This window comes from Pseudomonas sp. KH_021 (assembly GCF_057838865.1).
The window spans coordinates 5,745,676-5,762,623 of the sequence record NZ_CM174477.1 but is presented as its reverse complement, the minus strand read 5'-3'; the positions used below and the strand labels follow the sequence as shown (position 1 = coordinate 5,762,623).

The 16,948-nt window shown below is 59.4% G+C and carries 12 protein-coding genes; 11 read left to right on the top strand and 1 reads right to left on the bottom strand.

What is annotated here, in order from left to right; genetic code table 11:
- Positions 1-74 precede the first annotated feature (74 nt).
- The 11 genes from AC3IX4_RS26565 to AC3IX4_RS26515 all read left to right on the top strand — a co-directional run bounded on the left by AC3IX4_RS26565 (position 75) and on the right by AC3IX4_RS26515 (position 15,381).
- Positions 75-692 carry an NUDIX domain-containing protein gene (locus tag AC3IX4_RS26565; RefSeq protein WP_489258269.1) on the top strand — a complete coding sequence of 206 codons (618 nt, stop codon included), beginning with the start codon at positions 75-77 and terminating at the stop codon, positions 690-692.
- The gene (locus AC3IX4_RS26560; protein ID WP_489258268.1) at positions 683-1,135 is read left to right on the top strand and encodes a DUF1249 domain-containing protein; all 453 of its coding nucleotides are present in this window, start codon (positions 683-685) and stop codon (positions 1,133-1,135) included. The genes AC3IX4_RS26565 and AC3IX4_RS26560 overlap by 10 nt, the downstream gene beginning before the upstream one ends.
- A gap of 116 nt (positions 1,136-1,251) precedes the next feature.
- Positions 1,252-2,502, top strand: a complete 1,251-nt coding sequence (locus tag AC3IX4_RS26555) for an FAD-dependent oxidoreductase (RefSeq protein ID WP_489258267.1) — start codon at positions 1,252-1,254, stop codon at positions 2,500-2,502.
- Between the two features lie 96 nt (positions 2,503-2,598).
- Positions 2,599-3,414, top strand: a complete 816-nt coding sequence (gene cpdA / locus AC3IX4_RS26550; protein ID WP_489258266.1) for a 3',5'-cyclic-AMP phosphodiesterase — start codon at positions 2,599-2,601, stop codon at positions 3,412-3,414.
- A gap of 125 nt (positions 3,415-3,539) precedes the next feature.
- Positions 3,540-4,148, top strand: coding sequence for a YqiA/YcfP family alpha/beta fold hydrolase (locus AC3IX4_RS26545; RefSeq protein WP_489258265.1), 609 nt, complete (start codon positions 3,540-3,542; stop codon positions 4,146-4,148).
- A gap of 53 nt (positions 4,149-4,201) precedes the next feature.
- Entirely contained in the window at positions 4,202-6,106 is a 1,905-nt protein-coding gene (gene parE / locus AC3IX4_RS26540) for a DNA topoisomerase IV subunit B (protein ID WP_489258264.1), read from the top strand.
- Complete coding sequence (locus tag AC3IX4_RS26535; RefSeq protein ID WP_489258263.1) at positions 6,106-7,092, top strand: esterase-like activity of phytase family protein; 987 nt, start codon at positions 6,106-6,108, stop codon at positions 7,090-7,092. The genes parE and AC3IX4_RS26535 overlap by 1 nt, the downstream gene beginning before the upstream one ends.
- Positions 7,089-7,610, top strand: a complete 522-nt coding sequence (locus tag AC3IX4_RS26530) for a retropepsin-like aspartic protease family protein (RefSeq protein ID WP_489258262.1) — start codon at positions 7,089-7,091, stop codon at positions 7,608-7,610. The genes AC3IX4_RS26535 and AC3IX4_RS26530 overlap by 4 nt, the downstream gene beginning before the upstream one ends.
- Before the next feature lie 10 nt (positions 7,611-7,620).
- Complete coding sequence (parC, locus tag AC3IX4_RS26525) at positions 7,621-9,879, top strand: DNA topoisomerase IV subunit A (RefSeq protein ID WP_489258261.1); 2,259 nt, start codon at positions 7,621-7,623, stop codon at positions 9,877-9,879.
- 175 nt (positions 9,880-10,054) lie between these two features.
- Entirely contained in the window at positions 10,055-10,759 is a 705-nt protein-coding gene (locus tag AC3IX4_RS26520) for a PqiC family protein (protein ID WP_489258260.1), read from the top strand.
- A gap of 95 nt (positions 10,760-10,854) precedes the next feature.
- A complete protein-coding gene (locus AC3IX4_RS26515; RefSeq protein WP_489258259.1) occupies positions 10,855-15,381 on the top strand; it encodes an NEL-type E3 ubiquitin ligase domain-containing protein in 4,527 nt (1,508 codons plus the stop codon).
- A 7-nt stretch (positions 15,382-15,388) separates the two neighbouring features.
- Here AC3IX4_RS26515 and AC3IX4_RS26510 read toward each other — a convergent pair whose 3' ends face one another.
- On the bottom strand, positions 15,389-16,897 hold the full coding sequence (locus AC3IX4_RS26510) for a histidine kinase (protein ID WP_489258258.1): 1,509 nt from the start codon (positions 16,895-16,897) through the stop codon (positions 15,389-15,391).
- Positions 16,898-16,948 lie beyond the last annotated feature (51 nt).

Sequence of the window (16,948 nt, the reverse complement as noted above, 5' to 3'; positions counted from 1 at the left end):
GAAAGAGGCTGCACGATTGCAGGGGCCGCGTTAGGATGGCCCGAAGTTGTAACCGCAAGGTAACGAGGATATTCATGACTGACAGCGCACACACCTTTCCGACCGCCGTCGAGATTACCCGGCGGGAAAATTGCTTCCAGGGTTTCTACCGGCTTGACCGGCTGCACCTGAAGCACGAACTGTTCGCCGGTGGCATGGGCCGGGAAATCAGCCGCGAGCTGTTTGTACGCCACGATGCGGTGTGCGTGCTGCCCTACGATCCCCAGCGCGATGAAGTGGTGTTGATCGAGCAGTTTCGGGTTGGCGCCATGGGCAAGACCGCCAACCCCTGGCTTGTGGAGTTGGTCGCTGGTCTGATCGATAAAGACGAGCAGCCGGAAGAAGTTGCGCACCGCGAGGCGCAGGAGGAAGCTGGGCTGAAGTTCAGTGCGCTGTGGCCGATGACTAAGTATTTTCCGTCACCCGGTGGCAGCGATGAATTGGTTCATCTGTATCTGGGGCGCTGCGACAGCCAGGGGGCGGGCGGCCTGCACGGCCTGGAGGAAGAGGGCGAAGATATACGCGTAAAGGTCTGGGCATTCGAGGATGCCTTGCAGGCCGTACGCGATGGGCAAATCATTAACGCGGCGAGCATTATTGCCTTGCAATGGCTGGCGTTGAACCGCGATGAAGTCAGGGGGCTATGGTCGTGAATCTGTTGCGCGAACGCTACCGGGTCGATCTGGTCGGGTTGCAAGCTGCTTGCGAGGCCAACTATGCGCGCCTGATGCGCCTGTTGCCGGACATGCGCAGCACTGAGCGCACCCGCCGTATCGCCATGACCCAAGGGGACCAAATGCTTGGGGTACTGTCGCTGGAGGTCGTGTTGGCTTGTCCGTATACGACCACCCTGCGCGTGCGCCAGGAGCACAGCCTGCCTTGGCTGCCGGTGCCGCAAATGGAAGTTCAGGTGTACCACGATGCGCGCATGGCCGAAGTCATCGGCGCCGAGCATGCGCGACGCTTTCGCAGCATTTATCCCTATCCCAATGCCGCCATGCACCAGCCGGATGAAAAGGCCCAGCTCAATTTGTTCCTTGGCGAGTGGCTGAGCCATTGCCTGGCCTGCGGCCACGAGTTCGAAGCGGTTCGCTGACAGGGTTTGGCCTGTGCTTGGCGCAACAGTTTGAATCGAACAGCTATGTAATAACCTTTCTGTACTGACCTCCCTAGATCAACACATTGATCCAATGCTTTGATTAGGAGAGCGGCATGCAGATAGGGATAGTCGGCGCGGGTTGGAATGGGTGCCATATTGCGCTGGAGTTGGCCAGGGCCGGTCACCGCGTCATGTTGCTGGAAAGAAACAGCGATATATTTAGTGGCGTTTCAGGCGACTTTGGCATTCGCCTGCATAAGGGGCCTCACTATCCACGCTCCAAAGTGACACGCGACAGCTGTCTAGAGGCCTTCGGTCGGTTTTGTCGAATCTACCCACAGCTGGTGGTCGCCCATCAGTCTTCTGTCTATGCACACGGCTTGCGAGACGCGCTGGGGAAGCCTTCGAAAGTCACCAACGAGCATTTCGCCGCGGTGTGCCATGAGTCGCCGGAATGCAGGCCACTTGACTGCAGCGCTGAAGGGTTCCGCTCCCTGGAGTCGGCCTTTGAACTGGAAGAGCCAAGCGTGGTGTTGGGCAAGCGCCTGCGGGATTTTTTTCATGAGCAACTAAGGCAGGCTGGCATCGAGATTCATTGCAATTTCGAGGTGCTGCACAGTGAAGAACAGGGGGCAGACGTTCGACTGCACGGGGCTAATGATCGGGTCTATACCTTTGACCGGGTCATTAACACCAGCGGATATCAATCGCTTATTCCCGCAGCCTTTCCCGCTACGTTGCCCGTGGCCATGGATGTGGTCTACCAAGTCTGCCTGGGGTTGATGTACGAAGACTCCGAACCTTGCGAAAAACCCCTCTCTTTTATCGTCATGGACGGCTGGTTTCCCTGTCTGATGCCAGTCATCGACGACCATAGGGTCATGGCGAACCGCTATGTGCTGACCCATGGCAGCTACACCATCATGGGCTCCTTTGATACGGCGCTGCAGGCCCAAGACATCCTGGCGCGGATCGACGATGATTTCATTGAAAACAAAGTCAAGCCGCTGTGTGAGGCACAGATGCAGCGTTTCTGGCCGCCATTCACTCAGCGCTTTGTCTATAGCGGCTGGAAAGGCGCGGTGTTGGCCAAGCTGCGCACCCGTACCGAATTCAGAAGTTCACCCGTATTCGGGCATGGTAAGACCCTTTATGTTTTTCCGGGTAAAGTGAGTAATGTGCTGGCCGCTGCCGACGAAGTGCTGGCACTGTTGGATGATCGCGACTGTGCCACACAGGCCGGTTTCCGCTATGTGCGCACAGGCGTGCTGGCCAGCGCCCGCCAGGAAATCCAGACCCGAGCAGCCCACGGGGAACGCAACACCGCGAGTCTGCGCACCTTCGAGGCGCTGAATGCGGACTAAGGTTTAAGAAACTGTGAGCCCGGCCGCACTCTGCCGGTTTGCCCAGGCTGGGTGCAGTCCGCATAATTGCGGGCAGTTCTTGCCCGGAGAAACATCTTGTCCAGCCCGCCTGATCGGATCGCTGAAAAATCGGTCACCCTCGTGCAATTGTCCGATAGCCACCTGTTTGCTGAAGCGGGGGGCACCCTGCTGGGCATGAATACATCAGAGAGTTTAAGCCGGGTCGTCGATCAAGTGCTTGTCGAGCAACCGCAGATCGATCTGGTGCTGGCCACCGGCGATTTGACCCAGGATGGCAGCGCCGCGTCCTATCAGCGTTTTATCGAGCAAAGTGCAAGGCTCAACGCGCCGGTGCGCTGGCTGTGCGGCAATCATGACGAGCCGCAGGTCATGGCGCAGGTCAGTGCCGGGAGCGATCTCCTGGAGCCCATCGTCGACATCGGACAATGGCGCGTGGTGATGCTCAATTCGGCGATCGAAGGTTCAGTGCCGGGGAATCTGCAAGCGCAGCAACTGGAGCGCCTGGCCCATTCCCTTGAGCAAGCGCCCGAGCGTCACCACCTGATTTGCCTGCATCACCAGCCTGTGGATATCCGCTGCGCCTGGATGGCGCCGATTGGTTTACGCAACGCCGATGAGTTTTTTGCGCTGATCGATCGCTTCAAACAGGTCCGTGCCGTGCTCTGGGGGCATATCCATCAGGAATGGGACGAGGTGCGAAACGGGGTACGGCTGATGGCTTCACCGTCTACCTGTATGCAGTTCCTGCCCCACAGCGACGACTTCAAGGTCGATGTCGACAAGACACCGGGCTACCGCTGGCTGCGCTTGCACGCCGATGGAGGTCTTGAGACGGGCGTCTCGCGCCTTCGCGCCTTCCATTACGATGTGGATTACGGCGACGGTTACTGATCGCCCTTTGGCATTAATCGTTGCTAAACATCTGAAGCTGCTTTATCTCTCGCCTAACAGGCTAAACTGCGCATTTTTGCGCTCCGGGCAAGTTGCCGGGTGTTTATGGAGGCTCTGAGGGCGGCATGTCAGGTTCTATTCTTTATATTCACGGTTTCAACAGTGCGCCAGCTTCCGGCAAGGCTCGCCAATTGGCGGCAGTGATGCAACAGCTCGGGTTTGCCGATCAGTTACAGGTCCCAGCCTTGCATCATCATCCCCGCCAAGCCATCGCGCAGTTGGAGGCGGCCATTGCAGCGCTTGGCCGACCGTTGCTGGTCGGCAGCTCGCTCGGCGGCTACTATGCCACTCACCTGGCCGAGCGCCATGGCCTGAAGGCCCTGTTGATCAACCCTGCGGTCAACCCGCACCGATTGTTCGACGGCTACCTTGGGCCGCAGCAGAATTTATACACCGGTGAAACCTGGGAACTGACCCTGGACCACGTGCAGGCCCTGGCTGAGCTGGAAGTACCCGCTCCGCAAGAGGCCCACAGGTTTCAGGTATGGTTGCAAACCGCTGATGAAACCCTGGACTATCGCCGCGCCGAACGGTTCTACCGGGCCTGTGCCCTGCGCATAGAAGCCGGCGGTGATCACGGGTTCCAGGGCTTTGCCCAGCGCTTGCCTGCCTTGCTGACGTTTGCCGGCATACCCGCTGCGCGCTTTCAGGGCCTTGATTTCGCTGCCCTGTGATCACTCAGCTGCGCGATACTTTCTTTTTCACGAACGACTGACGACGAGAACCCATGGCCAATCCCAGCGCTAGCTCTTATAACGCAGACGCCATCGAAGTCCTCTCGGGCCTCGACCCGGTTCGCAAGCGACCGGGCATGTACACCGACACCAGCCGGCCGAACCACCTTGCCCAGGAAGTCATCGACAACAGTGTCGACGAAGCACTGGCCGGGCATGCCAAGTCGGTTGCGGTGATCCTGCATGCCGATCATTCCCTGGAAGTGACCGATGATGGTCGCGGCATGCCAGTGGACATTCACCCCGAAGAAGGCGTGTCGGGTGTCGAACTGATCCTCACCAAGCTCCACGCGGGTGGCAAGTTCTCCAACAAGAACTACCAGTTTTCCGGTGGCCTGCACGGCGTCGGTATTTCGGTGGTCAACGCCTTGTCGACCCTGGTGCGGGTCAAGGTCAAGCGCGACGGCAACGAATACCAGATGACCTTCGCCGATGGTTACAAGTCCACCGACCTTGAAGTGGTCGGCTCGGTGGGCAAGCGCAACACCGGCACCAGTGTCTATTTCTCCCCGGACCCGAAGTATTTCGATTCTCCCAAATTCTCTGTCAGCCGCCTCAAGCATGTGCTCAAGGCCAAGGCAGTGCTGTGCCCGGGGCTGTTGGTCAGTTTCGAAGACAAGGGCACGGGCGAGAAGGTCGAGTGGCACTATGAAGATGGCCTGCGCTCCTATCTGGAAGACGCGGTCAGCGAATTCGCCAGGCTGCCGGAGGAGCCGTTCTGCGCGAGCCTGGCAGGCAACAAAGAAGCCGTTGACTGGGCGCTGCTGTGGTTGCCCGAGGGTGGCGACAGTGTCCAGGAAAGCTACGTCAACCTGATCCCGACCGCGCAGGGCGGCACGCACGTCAACGGTTTGCGCCAGGGCCTGCTCGATGCCATGCGCGAGTTCTGCGAGTTCCGCAATTTGCTACCGCGTGGCCTGAAGCTGGCGCCTGAGGATATCTGGGAGCGCATTGCCTTTGTGCTCTCGATGAAAATGCAGGACCCGCAGTTTTCCGGCCAGACCAAGGAGCGTTTGTCGTCCCGTGAAGCGGCAGCGTTCGTTTCCGGTGTGGTCAAGGATGCCTTCAGCCTCTATCTCAACGCCCATCCCGAAATGGGCATGCAACTGGCGGAGCTGGCCATCAGCAACGCCGGGCGCCGCCTCAAGGCCAGCAAGAAAGTCGAGCGCAAGCGCATTACCCAGGGGCCAGCGTTGCCGGGCAAGCTGGCCGATTGTGCCGGGCAAGACCCTATGCGCGCCGAACTGTTCCTGGTCGAAGGCGACTCCGCCGGTGGCTCTGCCAAGCAGGCCCGCGACAAGGAGTTCCAGGCGATCCTGCCGCTGCGTGGCAAGATCCTCAACACCTGGGAAGTGGACGGCAGCGAAGTATTGGCCAGCCAGGAAGTCCACAACATTGCCGTGGCCATCGGCATTGACCCAGGCTCCGCGGACCTTAGCCAGTTGCGTTACGGCAAAATCTGCATCCTGGCCGATGCCGACTCCGACGGCTTGCACATCGCAACCTTGCTCTGCGCCTTGTTCGTGCAGCATTTCCGTCCCTTGGTGGATGCCGGTCACGTCTATGTGGCCATGCCACCGCTGTACCGGATCGACCTGGGCAAGGAAATCTACTACGCCCTGGACGAAGCCGAGCGAGATGGCATTCTGGATCGCCTGGTGGCTGAGAAGAAGCGCGGCAAACCGCAGGTCACCCGCTTCAAAGGCCTGGGCGAGATGAACCCGCCGCAATTGCGCGAAACCACCATGGACCCGAACACCCGTCGCCTGGTGCAGCTGACGCTGGACGATTTCGCGGTGGCGTCTGAAATGATGGACATGTTGCTGGCGAAAAAACGCGCAGGCGATCGCAAGAGCTGGCTGGAGTCCAAGGGTAACCTGGCCGAGGTCCTGACCTGATGCGGCATGCGTTGGCAGCCCTGTTGCTGCTGATCGCCTCGAGTGCCTGGGCCGAGCCCTGGCCGGAGCTCAAGTTGCTGTCCGAGCATCCTGTCGAAGGGCTGCACGGCGGCAATCTTTCCGGGCTCGCCCTGTGTGGCAAGGACCTGTGGACGGTTTCAGATCGTGACGATGATCGTCTCTATCGCCTGGATAGACGTGCTCCGGTCTGGCAGGCGCTATCGGTTGAAATTAATGTTCCTCCGGTACCGGACAGCGGGCTGCCCTGGGGCTTGCGTTCGCGCACTTGGGCGGCATCGTTCATTCGCGGTGGAGACCTGGATTTCGAGGGCATCAGCTGCGATGCTGCAGGTAACCGATACATTGTCAGCGAGGCCCATGCGGCGGTGCTGCAGGTGCCGGTGACAGGTGAGCCGAACTGGCTGAAAATCTCCCCGAACCTGGTGCGCCAGGCGCGTGGTAGTGGCATGTTGCTGCATTTCAACGCCTTGTTCGAAGGCTTGGCTATTAACCCGGCCGGCGATCGTCTTTGGCTGGCGGCCGAGCGCGAGCGGCGCGGGTTGCTGGCCATTGAACGACAGCAGACAGTCTGGAACTGCAAGGGGGCGTGCGTGCTGATGAGCCAGGCCGGGACCGACATGCAACCTGCGCAATTCGACAATCCTGCTGAGATCTCGCGAGATTTCGCTGATATTGCGCTGTTTAATGGCAAACTTTTTACCCTTGAGCGCAACGCTTTCCAGATCTGTCGACGTGATGCGTCAACGGCCGTGGTTGAGCGCTGCTGGTCCTATGCCACTGGAGCGCTGGGCGATGAAACGCGCCGTTATTCACAGAAATTCGGCCTTGCCGAGGCACTGGTGATTGATGCCCAGGGGGCCTGGATCGGCCAGGACACCAATGGCAGGCCTCGCCATGATGGCGAGATGCGCTCCATTGTCTGGCGATTCGAAGCACCCAAGGGTGGTTGGAGTGCCAAGTCATGAGCCGTCAGCCACCCGGAAAACGTGCCGGCAGGGTTCTGTTGGTGCTGGCCTGGGGCGCCGGAATGTTTCTGGCCACGCGTTTTTTCGGGGAGTGGGAGCAGCGCCAGGAAAACCCTAATACGGTTGTCAGCTCGCAACACGGCGACGGTTTTATCGAAATCCAGCTAGCCAGTAATGGCCAGGGACACTTTGTCGCCGATGGCCGTATCAATGGCGAGCCTGTGCAGTTCCTGCTCGATACCGGCGCCACCGATGTGGCCATCCCCGAATCGGTTGCCCGCAAGATGGGCCTGGAACGCGGGGCGCCGGTGACCCTGAGCACGGCCAATGGCCGAAGCCAAGGCTACCGTACCCAACTGGCCGAGGTGCAGTTGGGCGATATCGTTTTGCGTAATGTCCGCGCCCTTGTCGCCCCGGGGTTGCCCGGCGAGCAAGTGCTGTTGGGCATGAGCGCGTTGAAACAACTTGAATTTACCCAGCGCGGTGGCAACTTGCTGCTGCGTCAGACTTTGAAATGAAGAGGCCCGCATGAGCGACTCCCTTGATCTCAGCCTCGACGGCGTAGAACGCCGCTCCCTTGCTGACTTCACCGAACAGGCCTACCTCAACTACTCCATGTACGTGATCATGGACCGCGCCTTGCCGCATATCGGTGATGGCCTGAAGCCGGTGCAGCGACGCATCGTCTATGCCATGAGCGAGTTGGGGCTGGATGCCGATTCCAAGCACAAGAAATCGGCGCGTACCGTCGGTGATGTGCTGGGTAAATTCCACCCCCATGGCGATTCGGCCTGCTATGAGGCCATGGTGCTGATGGCCCAGCCCTTCAGTTATCGTTACACCCTGGTCGACGGCCAGGGCAACTGGGGTGCGCCGGACGATCCCAAGTCTTTTGCGGCCATGCGCTACACCGAGGCGCGACTGTCGCGCTATTCCGAAGTGCTGCTCACTGAGTTGGGGCAGGGCACTGCGGATTGGGTACCAAACTTCGACGGTACCCTGGACGAACCCGCTGTTTTGCCGGCTCGTTTGCCGAATATCCTGCTCAATGGCACCACCGGCATCGCCGTGGGCATGGCCACCGACGTGCCACCCCACAATCTGCGCGAAGTTGCCAGCGCGTGCGTGCGCCTGCTCGATGAGCCCAAGGCAACCGTCGAGCAGCTGTGCGAGCACATCCAGGGCCCGGACTACCCGACCGAAGCAGAAATCATCACGCCACGAGCCGATCTGCTGAAGATCTATGAGACTGGTCGTGGTTCGGTGCGCATGCGTGCCGTGTATCGCATTGAAGACGGCGACATCATTGTCACCGCCTTGCCGCATCAGGTGTCCGGCGCCAAGGTGCTGGAGCAGATCGCCGCCCAGATGCAGGCCAAGAAGCTGCCGATGGTTGCCGACTTGCGCGACGAGTCCGACCACGAGAACCCTTGCCGCATCGTCATCATCGCCCGCTCCAACCGGGTCGACCTGGACGAACTGATGCAACATCTGTTCGCTACCACGGAGCTTGAATCCACCTATCGGGTCAATATCAACATCATTGGCCTGGACGGCCGGCCGCAGCTGAAAAACCTGCGCGCCTTGTTGGTTGAGTGGCTGGAGTTCCGGGTCCAGACGGTGCGTCGCCGCCTGCAGTTCCGTCTCGATAAGGTCGAGCGTCGCTTGCACCTGTTGGAGGGTTTGCTGGTCGCGTTCCTCAACCTCGATGAAGTGATCCACATCATTCGCACTGAGGAGCAGCCCAAGTCGGTGCTGATGGAGCGCTTCGGCCTGACCGATATCCAGGCCGATTACATTCTCGATACCCGCCTGCGCCAGTTGGCACGGCTTGAAGAGATGAAAATCCGCAACGAACAGGACGAGCTGGCCAAGGAGCAGGCGCGTCTTATCGCCTTGCTGGGCAGCGAATCCAAGCTGCGCAAGCTGGTACGCAGCGAACTGATCAAGGACGCCGAGACCTATGGCGATGATCGCCGCTCGCCGATCATTGCCCGTACCGAAGCCAAGGCGCTGTCCGAAAACGAGCTGATGCCGACTGAGCCTGTGACGGTGGTGCTGTCCGAAAAGGGCTGGGTACGGTGTGCCAAGGGCCATGACATCGACGCTACCGGGCTTTCCTACAAAGCAGGTGATGGCTACAAGACGGCGGCCAACGGCCGTTCCAACCAGTTCGCGGTGTTTATCGACTCGACCGGGCGCAGTTACTCGGTGGCCGCTCACACGCTGCCATCGGCGCGCGGGCAGGGTGAGCCCTTGACCGGTCGTCTGGCGCCGCCACCGGGTGCATCGTTCGAATGCGTGCTGTTGCCCGATGACGAAGCGCTGTACGTCATTGCATCCGACGCCGGATACGGCTTTGTGGTCAAGGGTGAAGACCTTCAGGCCAAGAACAAGGCCGGCAAGGCCCTGCTGAGTTTGCCCAATGGCGCGAAAGTGCTGGCGCCGCGACCTGTCGCGGATCGAGAGCTCAATTGGCTGGCGGCGGTCACGACCGACGGGCGGCTGCTGATCTTCAAGATTTCCGATTTGCCGCAATTGGGTAAAGGCAAGGGCAACAAGATCATTGGCATTCCCGGTGATCGAGTGGCCAGCCGTGAGGAGTACGTCACGGATCTGGCGGTCATTCCGGATGGCGCCACCCTTGTATTGCAAGCGGGCAAGCGTACCCTTTCTCTTAAGGCCGACGACCTGGAGCATTACAAGGGAGAGCGTGGGCGGCGCGGTAATAAACTGCCACGCGGCTTCCAGCGGGTTGACGGACTGACGGTCGAAGTCGCTGGATAGGGCACGCTAGAGGTGCTCTTCGCGATTTTTCCTTCATGATCGACACACAAACGCTGGAGTCAGAGCGCATATTCACGGATGATATGCGCCTTTGCGGCACCGGCGTAGCCGAGTGCCCGAATGAATTCATGAGTATCACTGCGGCGCGCCTTGTGGCTGCCGCCTGGATGACAAGATGACTTTTCTGCGCCTTCCTTTCGTATTGTTACTGACTGGCGTCCTGGGTCTGGCCGGTTGCAGCATGCACAAGCCAGTCGCTCTTTATCAGTTGGATGCCGGCAAGCCCGAGCAACCCAAGCAAAGCGCGGGCATGGCCGTCGTACTGGGCCCTGTCTCCGTTGCCGACTACCTGCAACGTGAGACCCTGCTGCAACGCCAACCCGATGGCAGCCTGACCGCAGCGACTGACGGTCGCTGGGCCGGTAGCCTGTCGTCCGATATCGACCAACTGTTGGTACGCCAACTGGCCTGGCGCCTGGACAGCCAGCGCGTGGTACTGGCACCGGCAACCGCGGGCTTCACGCCAGACGTGCAAGTGCTGCTGTCGATCACCCGCCTGGATTCAGGTGCTGACCAATCGGCCATTCTCGACGCCCAATGGCGCTTGATCGACCGTCGTGGGCAGGTGCGTGACAATCGCATCGTGCACCTGGAGGAGAAGCATGCCGGTACAACCGCAGCTCAAGTCCAGGCCCAAGGTGTATTGCTGCAGCGTCTGGCTGAGCAATTGACGACTGCCTTGAAGCCACTGGCCAATCAGCCCGCCATCGCTGAAGAGCCGAAAAAAGCAGCGCCTGTTCAAGTGCGCAAAGAAGCGGAGAAAGCCAGGATCCCGCTGGCTTCCCCGATTCGCACCGACATGGAAGTATTCCGCTTCTAACAGCGTAAAAGCCTCCCAGGCCTGTGAATAACTAACACCGGCACCTCGATCTCAGCTGCTCTTCTGTGCACTCAATTGCGCAGGAGAGAAGTTGTATGCCTACCTCACTTATCCAGTCCCCACTGAGCGTTGATGATCTTGGGCGCCATGGTCGTTTTATAGCCAGTCGCGCGCCCCAATGGTTGATAGAGGCTTCGCCACCGCAGCGTCAGATGCTGCGTCGGCTGATCGCCGAAAGCCAGGCAACCACCGTGCAACTACGCGCCCGATTGGGCGTGTGGCAAAGTCCCGCCAGCTTCGCCAAGCCGCTGCTTGCTCAACGCCTGAAAACCCGACTGGCACTGGAACCTGACCTGCTCACCAGTCGCTTCCACTACGTCGTGCGCTCTTCCAGGGCTGGGAGTAACAAGCCAGGCCCCGTCCTGAAGTTCATGCAGCTCTCTTTGCTTGAAGCGGCATTGCAGAATTTTGGCAAAGATGAAGCCTTTGACGCCGGCAGTGGCCTGGTCGACGCCAGGGGCGAAGCTTTGCCTATCGACGCTGTCGATTTCGCCCGACTGTGTCATGAGCTCGACCTTGGCGGGCAGTATCAGGCTCATGTGGAGTGGGTATTCCCTCCCGCCTTTGGGCGTAAAACTCCCGTTACTGCGTTTGAGAATGCCGACAGGGCATTGTTCGTCAAAAATTTGCGAACAACCTGGCGCGTGCAGTTGTTCCAGGCGTTCTTGCAAGGTCAGATCGATGCGCAAGACCATCACCAGTTTCGAGCGCTGGTCGAAAGCGAGGCTGATCTTTCAGGGCAGGCGCTGAGCCTGTCGTTATGGGGGCTGAACCTGGATGAGGTGATCCTGCTGAAGATCCAGGGGGCTGATGAGCATGGCACCCAGCCCGTCATCGTCTATATGCCCGGTGCCGAACCCTCATCAATCCAGCGCTTCCAGTCGCAGCAGGCGTTTTTTTCCTGGTTGATAAAAAAATTGCGGCATAAACCGTTCCAGCGTTTTTTTGCCCGCTTCTTCAGCCACCGGGACCAGGCCGAGTATTGGCGCAGGGTCGAACAGATATTCAATCATGTCGAAGTCAGTCACGCCGCAGGCCTGAAGCCAAGTCCCGTCGACCCTCGCGCAGTGAGGCTGGAAGCGCTGGAGTTCAAGGCTTGTCTGGTTCATGCGCAATACGACCGCCACCGTCAGAGAATCATGAATGATGCGATGTTTCTGGCGGTCAGCAGCGAAGACATTGATGCGCGCATGCGACTTGAGCGCCTTGAGTCCTGGCTCGACATTGGCATAAACCTGTTGAATGCCATCGGCACCTTTGTGCCGGTTCTTGGCTTGTTGATGTTGCCAGTGGCGGCCTCACAATTGCTGGGTCAGTTTTTCCACGGTGTCGAATCCTGGGAGCAAGGGCACAGCGATCAGGCGTTGGACTACCTGATGGGGATGGTCGAGAACTTGATAATCATGGGCGCCTTGGCGGGTGCTCATGTGAAAACTGAGGGTGTCGTTGATGGGGCTGTGCATTCGGGGCCCTTTGCCCGAAGCCTGGAACCCGTGACTACGCCTGGGGGCCGGCAGCTCTTGTGGTTTCCAGATCTGCGACCTTACCGCCAGGCTCTGACCTTGCCGGACGGTGCTGTTGCAAATCCTCTGGGCCAGTATTCGATTGGCAATCGTTTATTCATCCGCGTGGATGAGCACCTTTACGAGGTTGCCAAGGCACCGGGGGACCGCTGGAAGGTCGTAGACCCCTCCAATGCACAAGCTTGGTCACCGACACCGCACCACAATGCGCAAGGCATCTGGTGGTTTGCCCATGAAGACCCGACCGGTTGGAGCGAAAGCACCCTGCTCAAGCGCCTGGGCCCAAAAGCTGAGCGCTTTAGCGAGAAGACCCGTAAACAGATTCTTGATGCCAGTGGTGTGACGGTTCAACAGCTACGCCAGGCGTATCTGGAAAATGGCCGGATACCCTCACTTCTAAGCGATACCCTGGAGCGCTTCGGATTGCGCGCTGACATCGACGCGACACCGGGGGAGCGCACGCTTGAGCCTCAGGCTCGCACACAATTGCTGGAAGCACGTTACCAGCAGTCAAACACCACGAATGATCCATTGGCGGCCATTGTGATTCGTGACTTTCCATCCCTGCCGGCGCGAGTAGCTGAAGAAATTCTCAGCCGCGCCAGTGCGCGAGAGCTTGGGGTGCTGCAGGCAAGCGGCAGGGTGCCTTTGCGTTTGGCTCAGGAGGCCCACCTATTGGGTCGGGAAGTTCGTATAAACCGTGCATTGGAAAACTGGCCGCCAAAGCCTGGTGTTGGGGCTGCAGGCCAACGAGAAGCCGTGGCTCGCTCACTTGGCATACAGCCCGCCGCGCCTCGCTTCAGATCGCCGATGCGCCTGGCGGGAGGGCGTATCGGTTACCCGTTAAGCCCGCCAACGCCACCGGTGACTGTGCGCACTCGGTTGGCGCGACTTTACCCCGACCTGTCAGCGGAGCAACTGCAAACGACCGAAGAGGCATTGGGTTCGCGCTTTCGCACTGCAGAAGCCGGCGTGCTGCATCTGGAAACCGAGTTACGCCTGTTGCGACAAACCCTTGAGGATTGGGTCGATAACACGGCCGTAATGCATTTTGCCGGGTTAGATTTTCAGGAAAGTCAGCTAGCCAGGCATGAACACGCCGTAGGCAGGGCCAACATTCGCGATGCCCTGCTCAACGGCTGGCATCGCCGAACGACGGGGGTGGGAGGGGCGGGAGGTTTTCGCCTGGATCTCTCCGGCCATGTAGCGGGAGAATTTCCATCGTTAAGGGCTAATTTCAATCACGTCACCGAGCTGTATATGGGCGACATGCAAATCAGCTCTCGAGATATCACAGGCTTCCTTCGTCTATTTCCGAATATCAGGCACCTATCGTTGCAATCGAATTTGCTCTCATGGATTCCGGAAGATATTGCACAGCTGACTCATCTGGTGTCTCTGGATCTGTCGGAAAACAATCTGGAATCTTCCGCGAGGATGTTTCAGCGATTGAGGCCTTTGAGCAGGCTCAGAGAATTGCGAGCGGCCAATAACGAGATGCGCCTGACGGATGAAGCCATTGCTCATATTGGTGAGTTGCGTAGCCTGCAAATTCTTGAACTGCCGAGCAATCGGATCACCCTGACGGCCGATCATCTAGCCTTGTGGCGAGAGCTCCCTCTGACCGAGCTTTTCCTTGAAGACAATGCCATCACCCTGACCCCCCAAAGCGTGGAGCAATTGGCGAACTTCACGGGTTTGCGCATGCTCGTATTGAATAACAACCCTTTGAATCTTGCTCCCGATGTGAGCCAGATGGTTCATCTCAGAGGGTTGGGGCTTGCCAGTACTGAAATCTCTGATTGGCCGCACGGGTTAGATCAGTTAATGGACCTTCCCGATGTTGTGCTGCGCCAAATTGAATTGTCGAGCAACTTGATCCGGGAAGTGCCGGAACTCTCAGGCCTGCGTTGGGCGACCTTGGACCGGGAAGTGCCGCTTTACGCGTTTCGCATGGAAGACAACCCTTTGAGCGCTACTGCGCTCGAAAGGGTCCAAGCGGTCAATGTTGATATCGGGCCGCCGCGGGCCGTGCCAAATGACCGTGCGTGGCTGGTCGGTGTGGATGCACAAGCCAGCGCTCGCTGGGCCTTGCTGCAGGAGGAGCCGAACGCACGAGGCTTTTTTGATGTGCTGGCGCGACTGACACGTTCGGCGGATTACACCCGGGCTCGGCCCGTGCTTCATCAGCGGGTCTGGCAAGTGATTGATGCCGCCGCGGGTGATGAAACGCTGCGCCAGGAGATGTTTTCGATCGCCGAAGATTACCCGCCCACCTGTGGCGATACGGGGGCATTGGCATTTTCCGAGATGGAAGTTCAGCTTCAGGTGCATCAGACGGTCAGTCGATCATCGGAGCAAGTGGCGGGCATGTTCCGAGGGCTGTTTCGCAGGGCCAGGCTTACCGAGTTGGCCGACCGTGTCATCCAGGCACGGTTGGCGCGTCGTGGGGCGTTGGATCAAGAGCTTGATCTGACGCAGTTTCCATTGGACCCGGTCGATGACATCGATGATGTGCGCCTGGCGCAATTCGACATCGACGATATCGAGATTCGACTGTTTTTCCGCCTTAACCTTTCCGAGCGATTGTCCTTCGTTGAATCGGTCCAGAACATGTTGTTCGGTGATATCGCCGAGGTTTCAGCCACCATGCTGGATCGGGCTTTTACTCAGGTCCTTGCCGAGGATACTTTGCCGGCCCGTCAGGCATGGATGTCGGCAAGGCCAGGTTGGCGGCGCTTTCTGCAAGCCAATGACCCTGGCGTGTTTGAGAGGGCGCGGGCTCCATGGGAGAGGGCGCAGGAGTACCTGGACGAGTGCACGATGCCCTCGGATCCTGTCAATTTGCCAGCGCTCTCTGACGCCGTGATCAGTGGGTTGGAGACCGAATTGCAGATCTCCCTTCGAGATAACGGGGTATTGCAGATAGTGTCCCTGAGCAGCGAGCAACTGCGCGTGGCAGGCCTCTACATCCTTGATCAGCGTGAGCGAGCGGTCATCGATGTCGTGGCGACACTGACCGCTCGGATGATCGAATGACTGGTATTCAGGTCTTGACCCGCGTCTCGTGCATGCGCGCCAGTTGGCGCTCCAGCATCGATGGATAAGGCTCCATCAGCCGCTCGACGCAGCAGGCCCCCTCGGGGCTTGCGATCGAGCGGATGCGGGCGCGCTGTCGAATCAGCGGGTCGTCGCTGATGGGGCGCTCGACCAGCAGCAGATTACGGCTGTGCTGGGACAGGGCCAGAGCGTTTTGCGCGGACTCGGTCAGTAGCAGGTCAACCTGGCTCAGGCCGTAAAGGTCATCACCTTGGGTCAGGCCCAATTGCAGCTGCAGGGTAATGCCGCTGTCAGCGACCTCAATTTGCAGGGCGTGGCCCAGCGCTCTTAGCAGTTCACCGCAGCAGATGGCGTTGGTCAGGTAGTCCTCGCCACTGTCTGCGCTGTGGAACAGCAGCAGCGTGCTGCCATCGTTCAGGTTATGAACTTCGCTTTCATACAACGAAGCCGCTTGCTCCAGGCAATCGCGATAGCGCTCCTGCAATTCGGCCAGACGCGTGCGGGGCAAACGGCGCAGTTGCTCTTGCGAGCCCAGCTGCACCGCCAGTACCGCGCTGTCTTGTGGTTCTCGGGCAACCGGCTGCTGGGCTGGGCGCACGACAGGTGAAGCGTCGTCGTCACGCAGATCGGCAAACGGGTCTTCGCCGTCCTCTTCATCGTCCAGTGCCGTCAAGGCACGAGAGGCTGGTTTCGCAGCCGTTGGCGATGTGTCAAAACTGGGATCACGCAGGTTGCGCACAGTAAAGGCGGGCTCTTGCTCGAGCGCTTCTTCAGTCTCTATTTCAGGCTCTGGTTCACGCGGTGGCGGGGCGAACTGGGTGTGCAGTTGCCGGGCCAGGTCGCCGATCTCATCCTGGCGCTGGGTCGCAGGCGTGTGTTCGTCCAGATTGCGCAGCCACACTCGCAGTTGCAGCAACGGCAGGGTGATGTGACGGCCCAGGCGCAGGCTCAAGGCCAGGGACAGCATCACCAGGATGGCGGCCAGAATGCCCATGCTCTGCAGGCTGATGGTCAACGGCTGCTGGAACTGGGTCATGTCCAGGCTCAGGCGCAGTTGGCCGGCGGTCACGTCCTGGAAGGAAATCCTGGTTTCATACAAGCCCTGGGTTTCTCCCAGCAGCGAGTTCTTCGGACGTTGGCCGGCTTCGGCGAGGATCCGACTGTCTACGCTGTAGATGGCGGCATGAGCCACCAGCGGGTTCTTCACCAGATTGCCCAGCAGTACATTGAGGCTGAGGATGTCATTGGACACCAGCAGCTCAGTGGCCGAGGTCGCGGTTTGCGTGGTCAGGCTCTGCCCCAGGGCGTCAGCCTGCTCATGCATGGCCTGCTTGAACTGCAGGGCCATCACGCAGGCATAGATCACCAACGCCAGCGCGACCAGAAACACGTTGTGGAAGGCAATACGCAAAACCAACGGAACGCGGCGATGCCGCAGGGCCCGAAAGATCATCAGGAAGAAGTTATCGTTTTTAACGGGCTGATGCCGGTTCACTGAGCACGGCTCTTTCTATGAGGTAAGGTGCTGCGCAGTATAGCGAGCGAC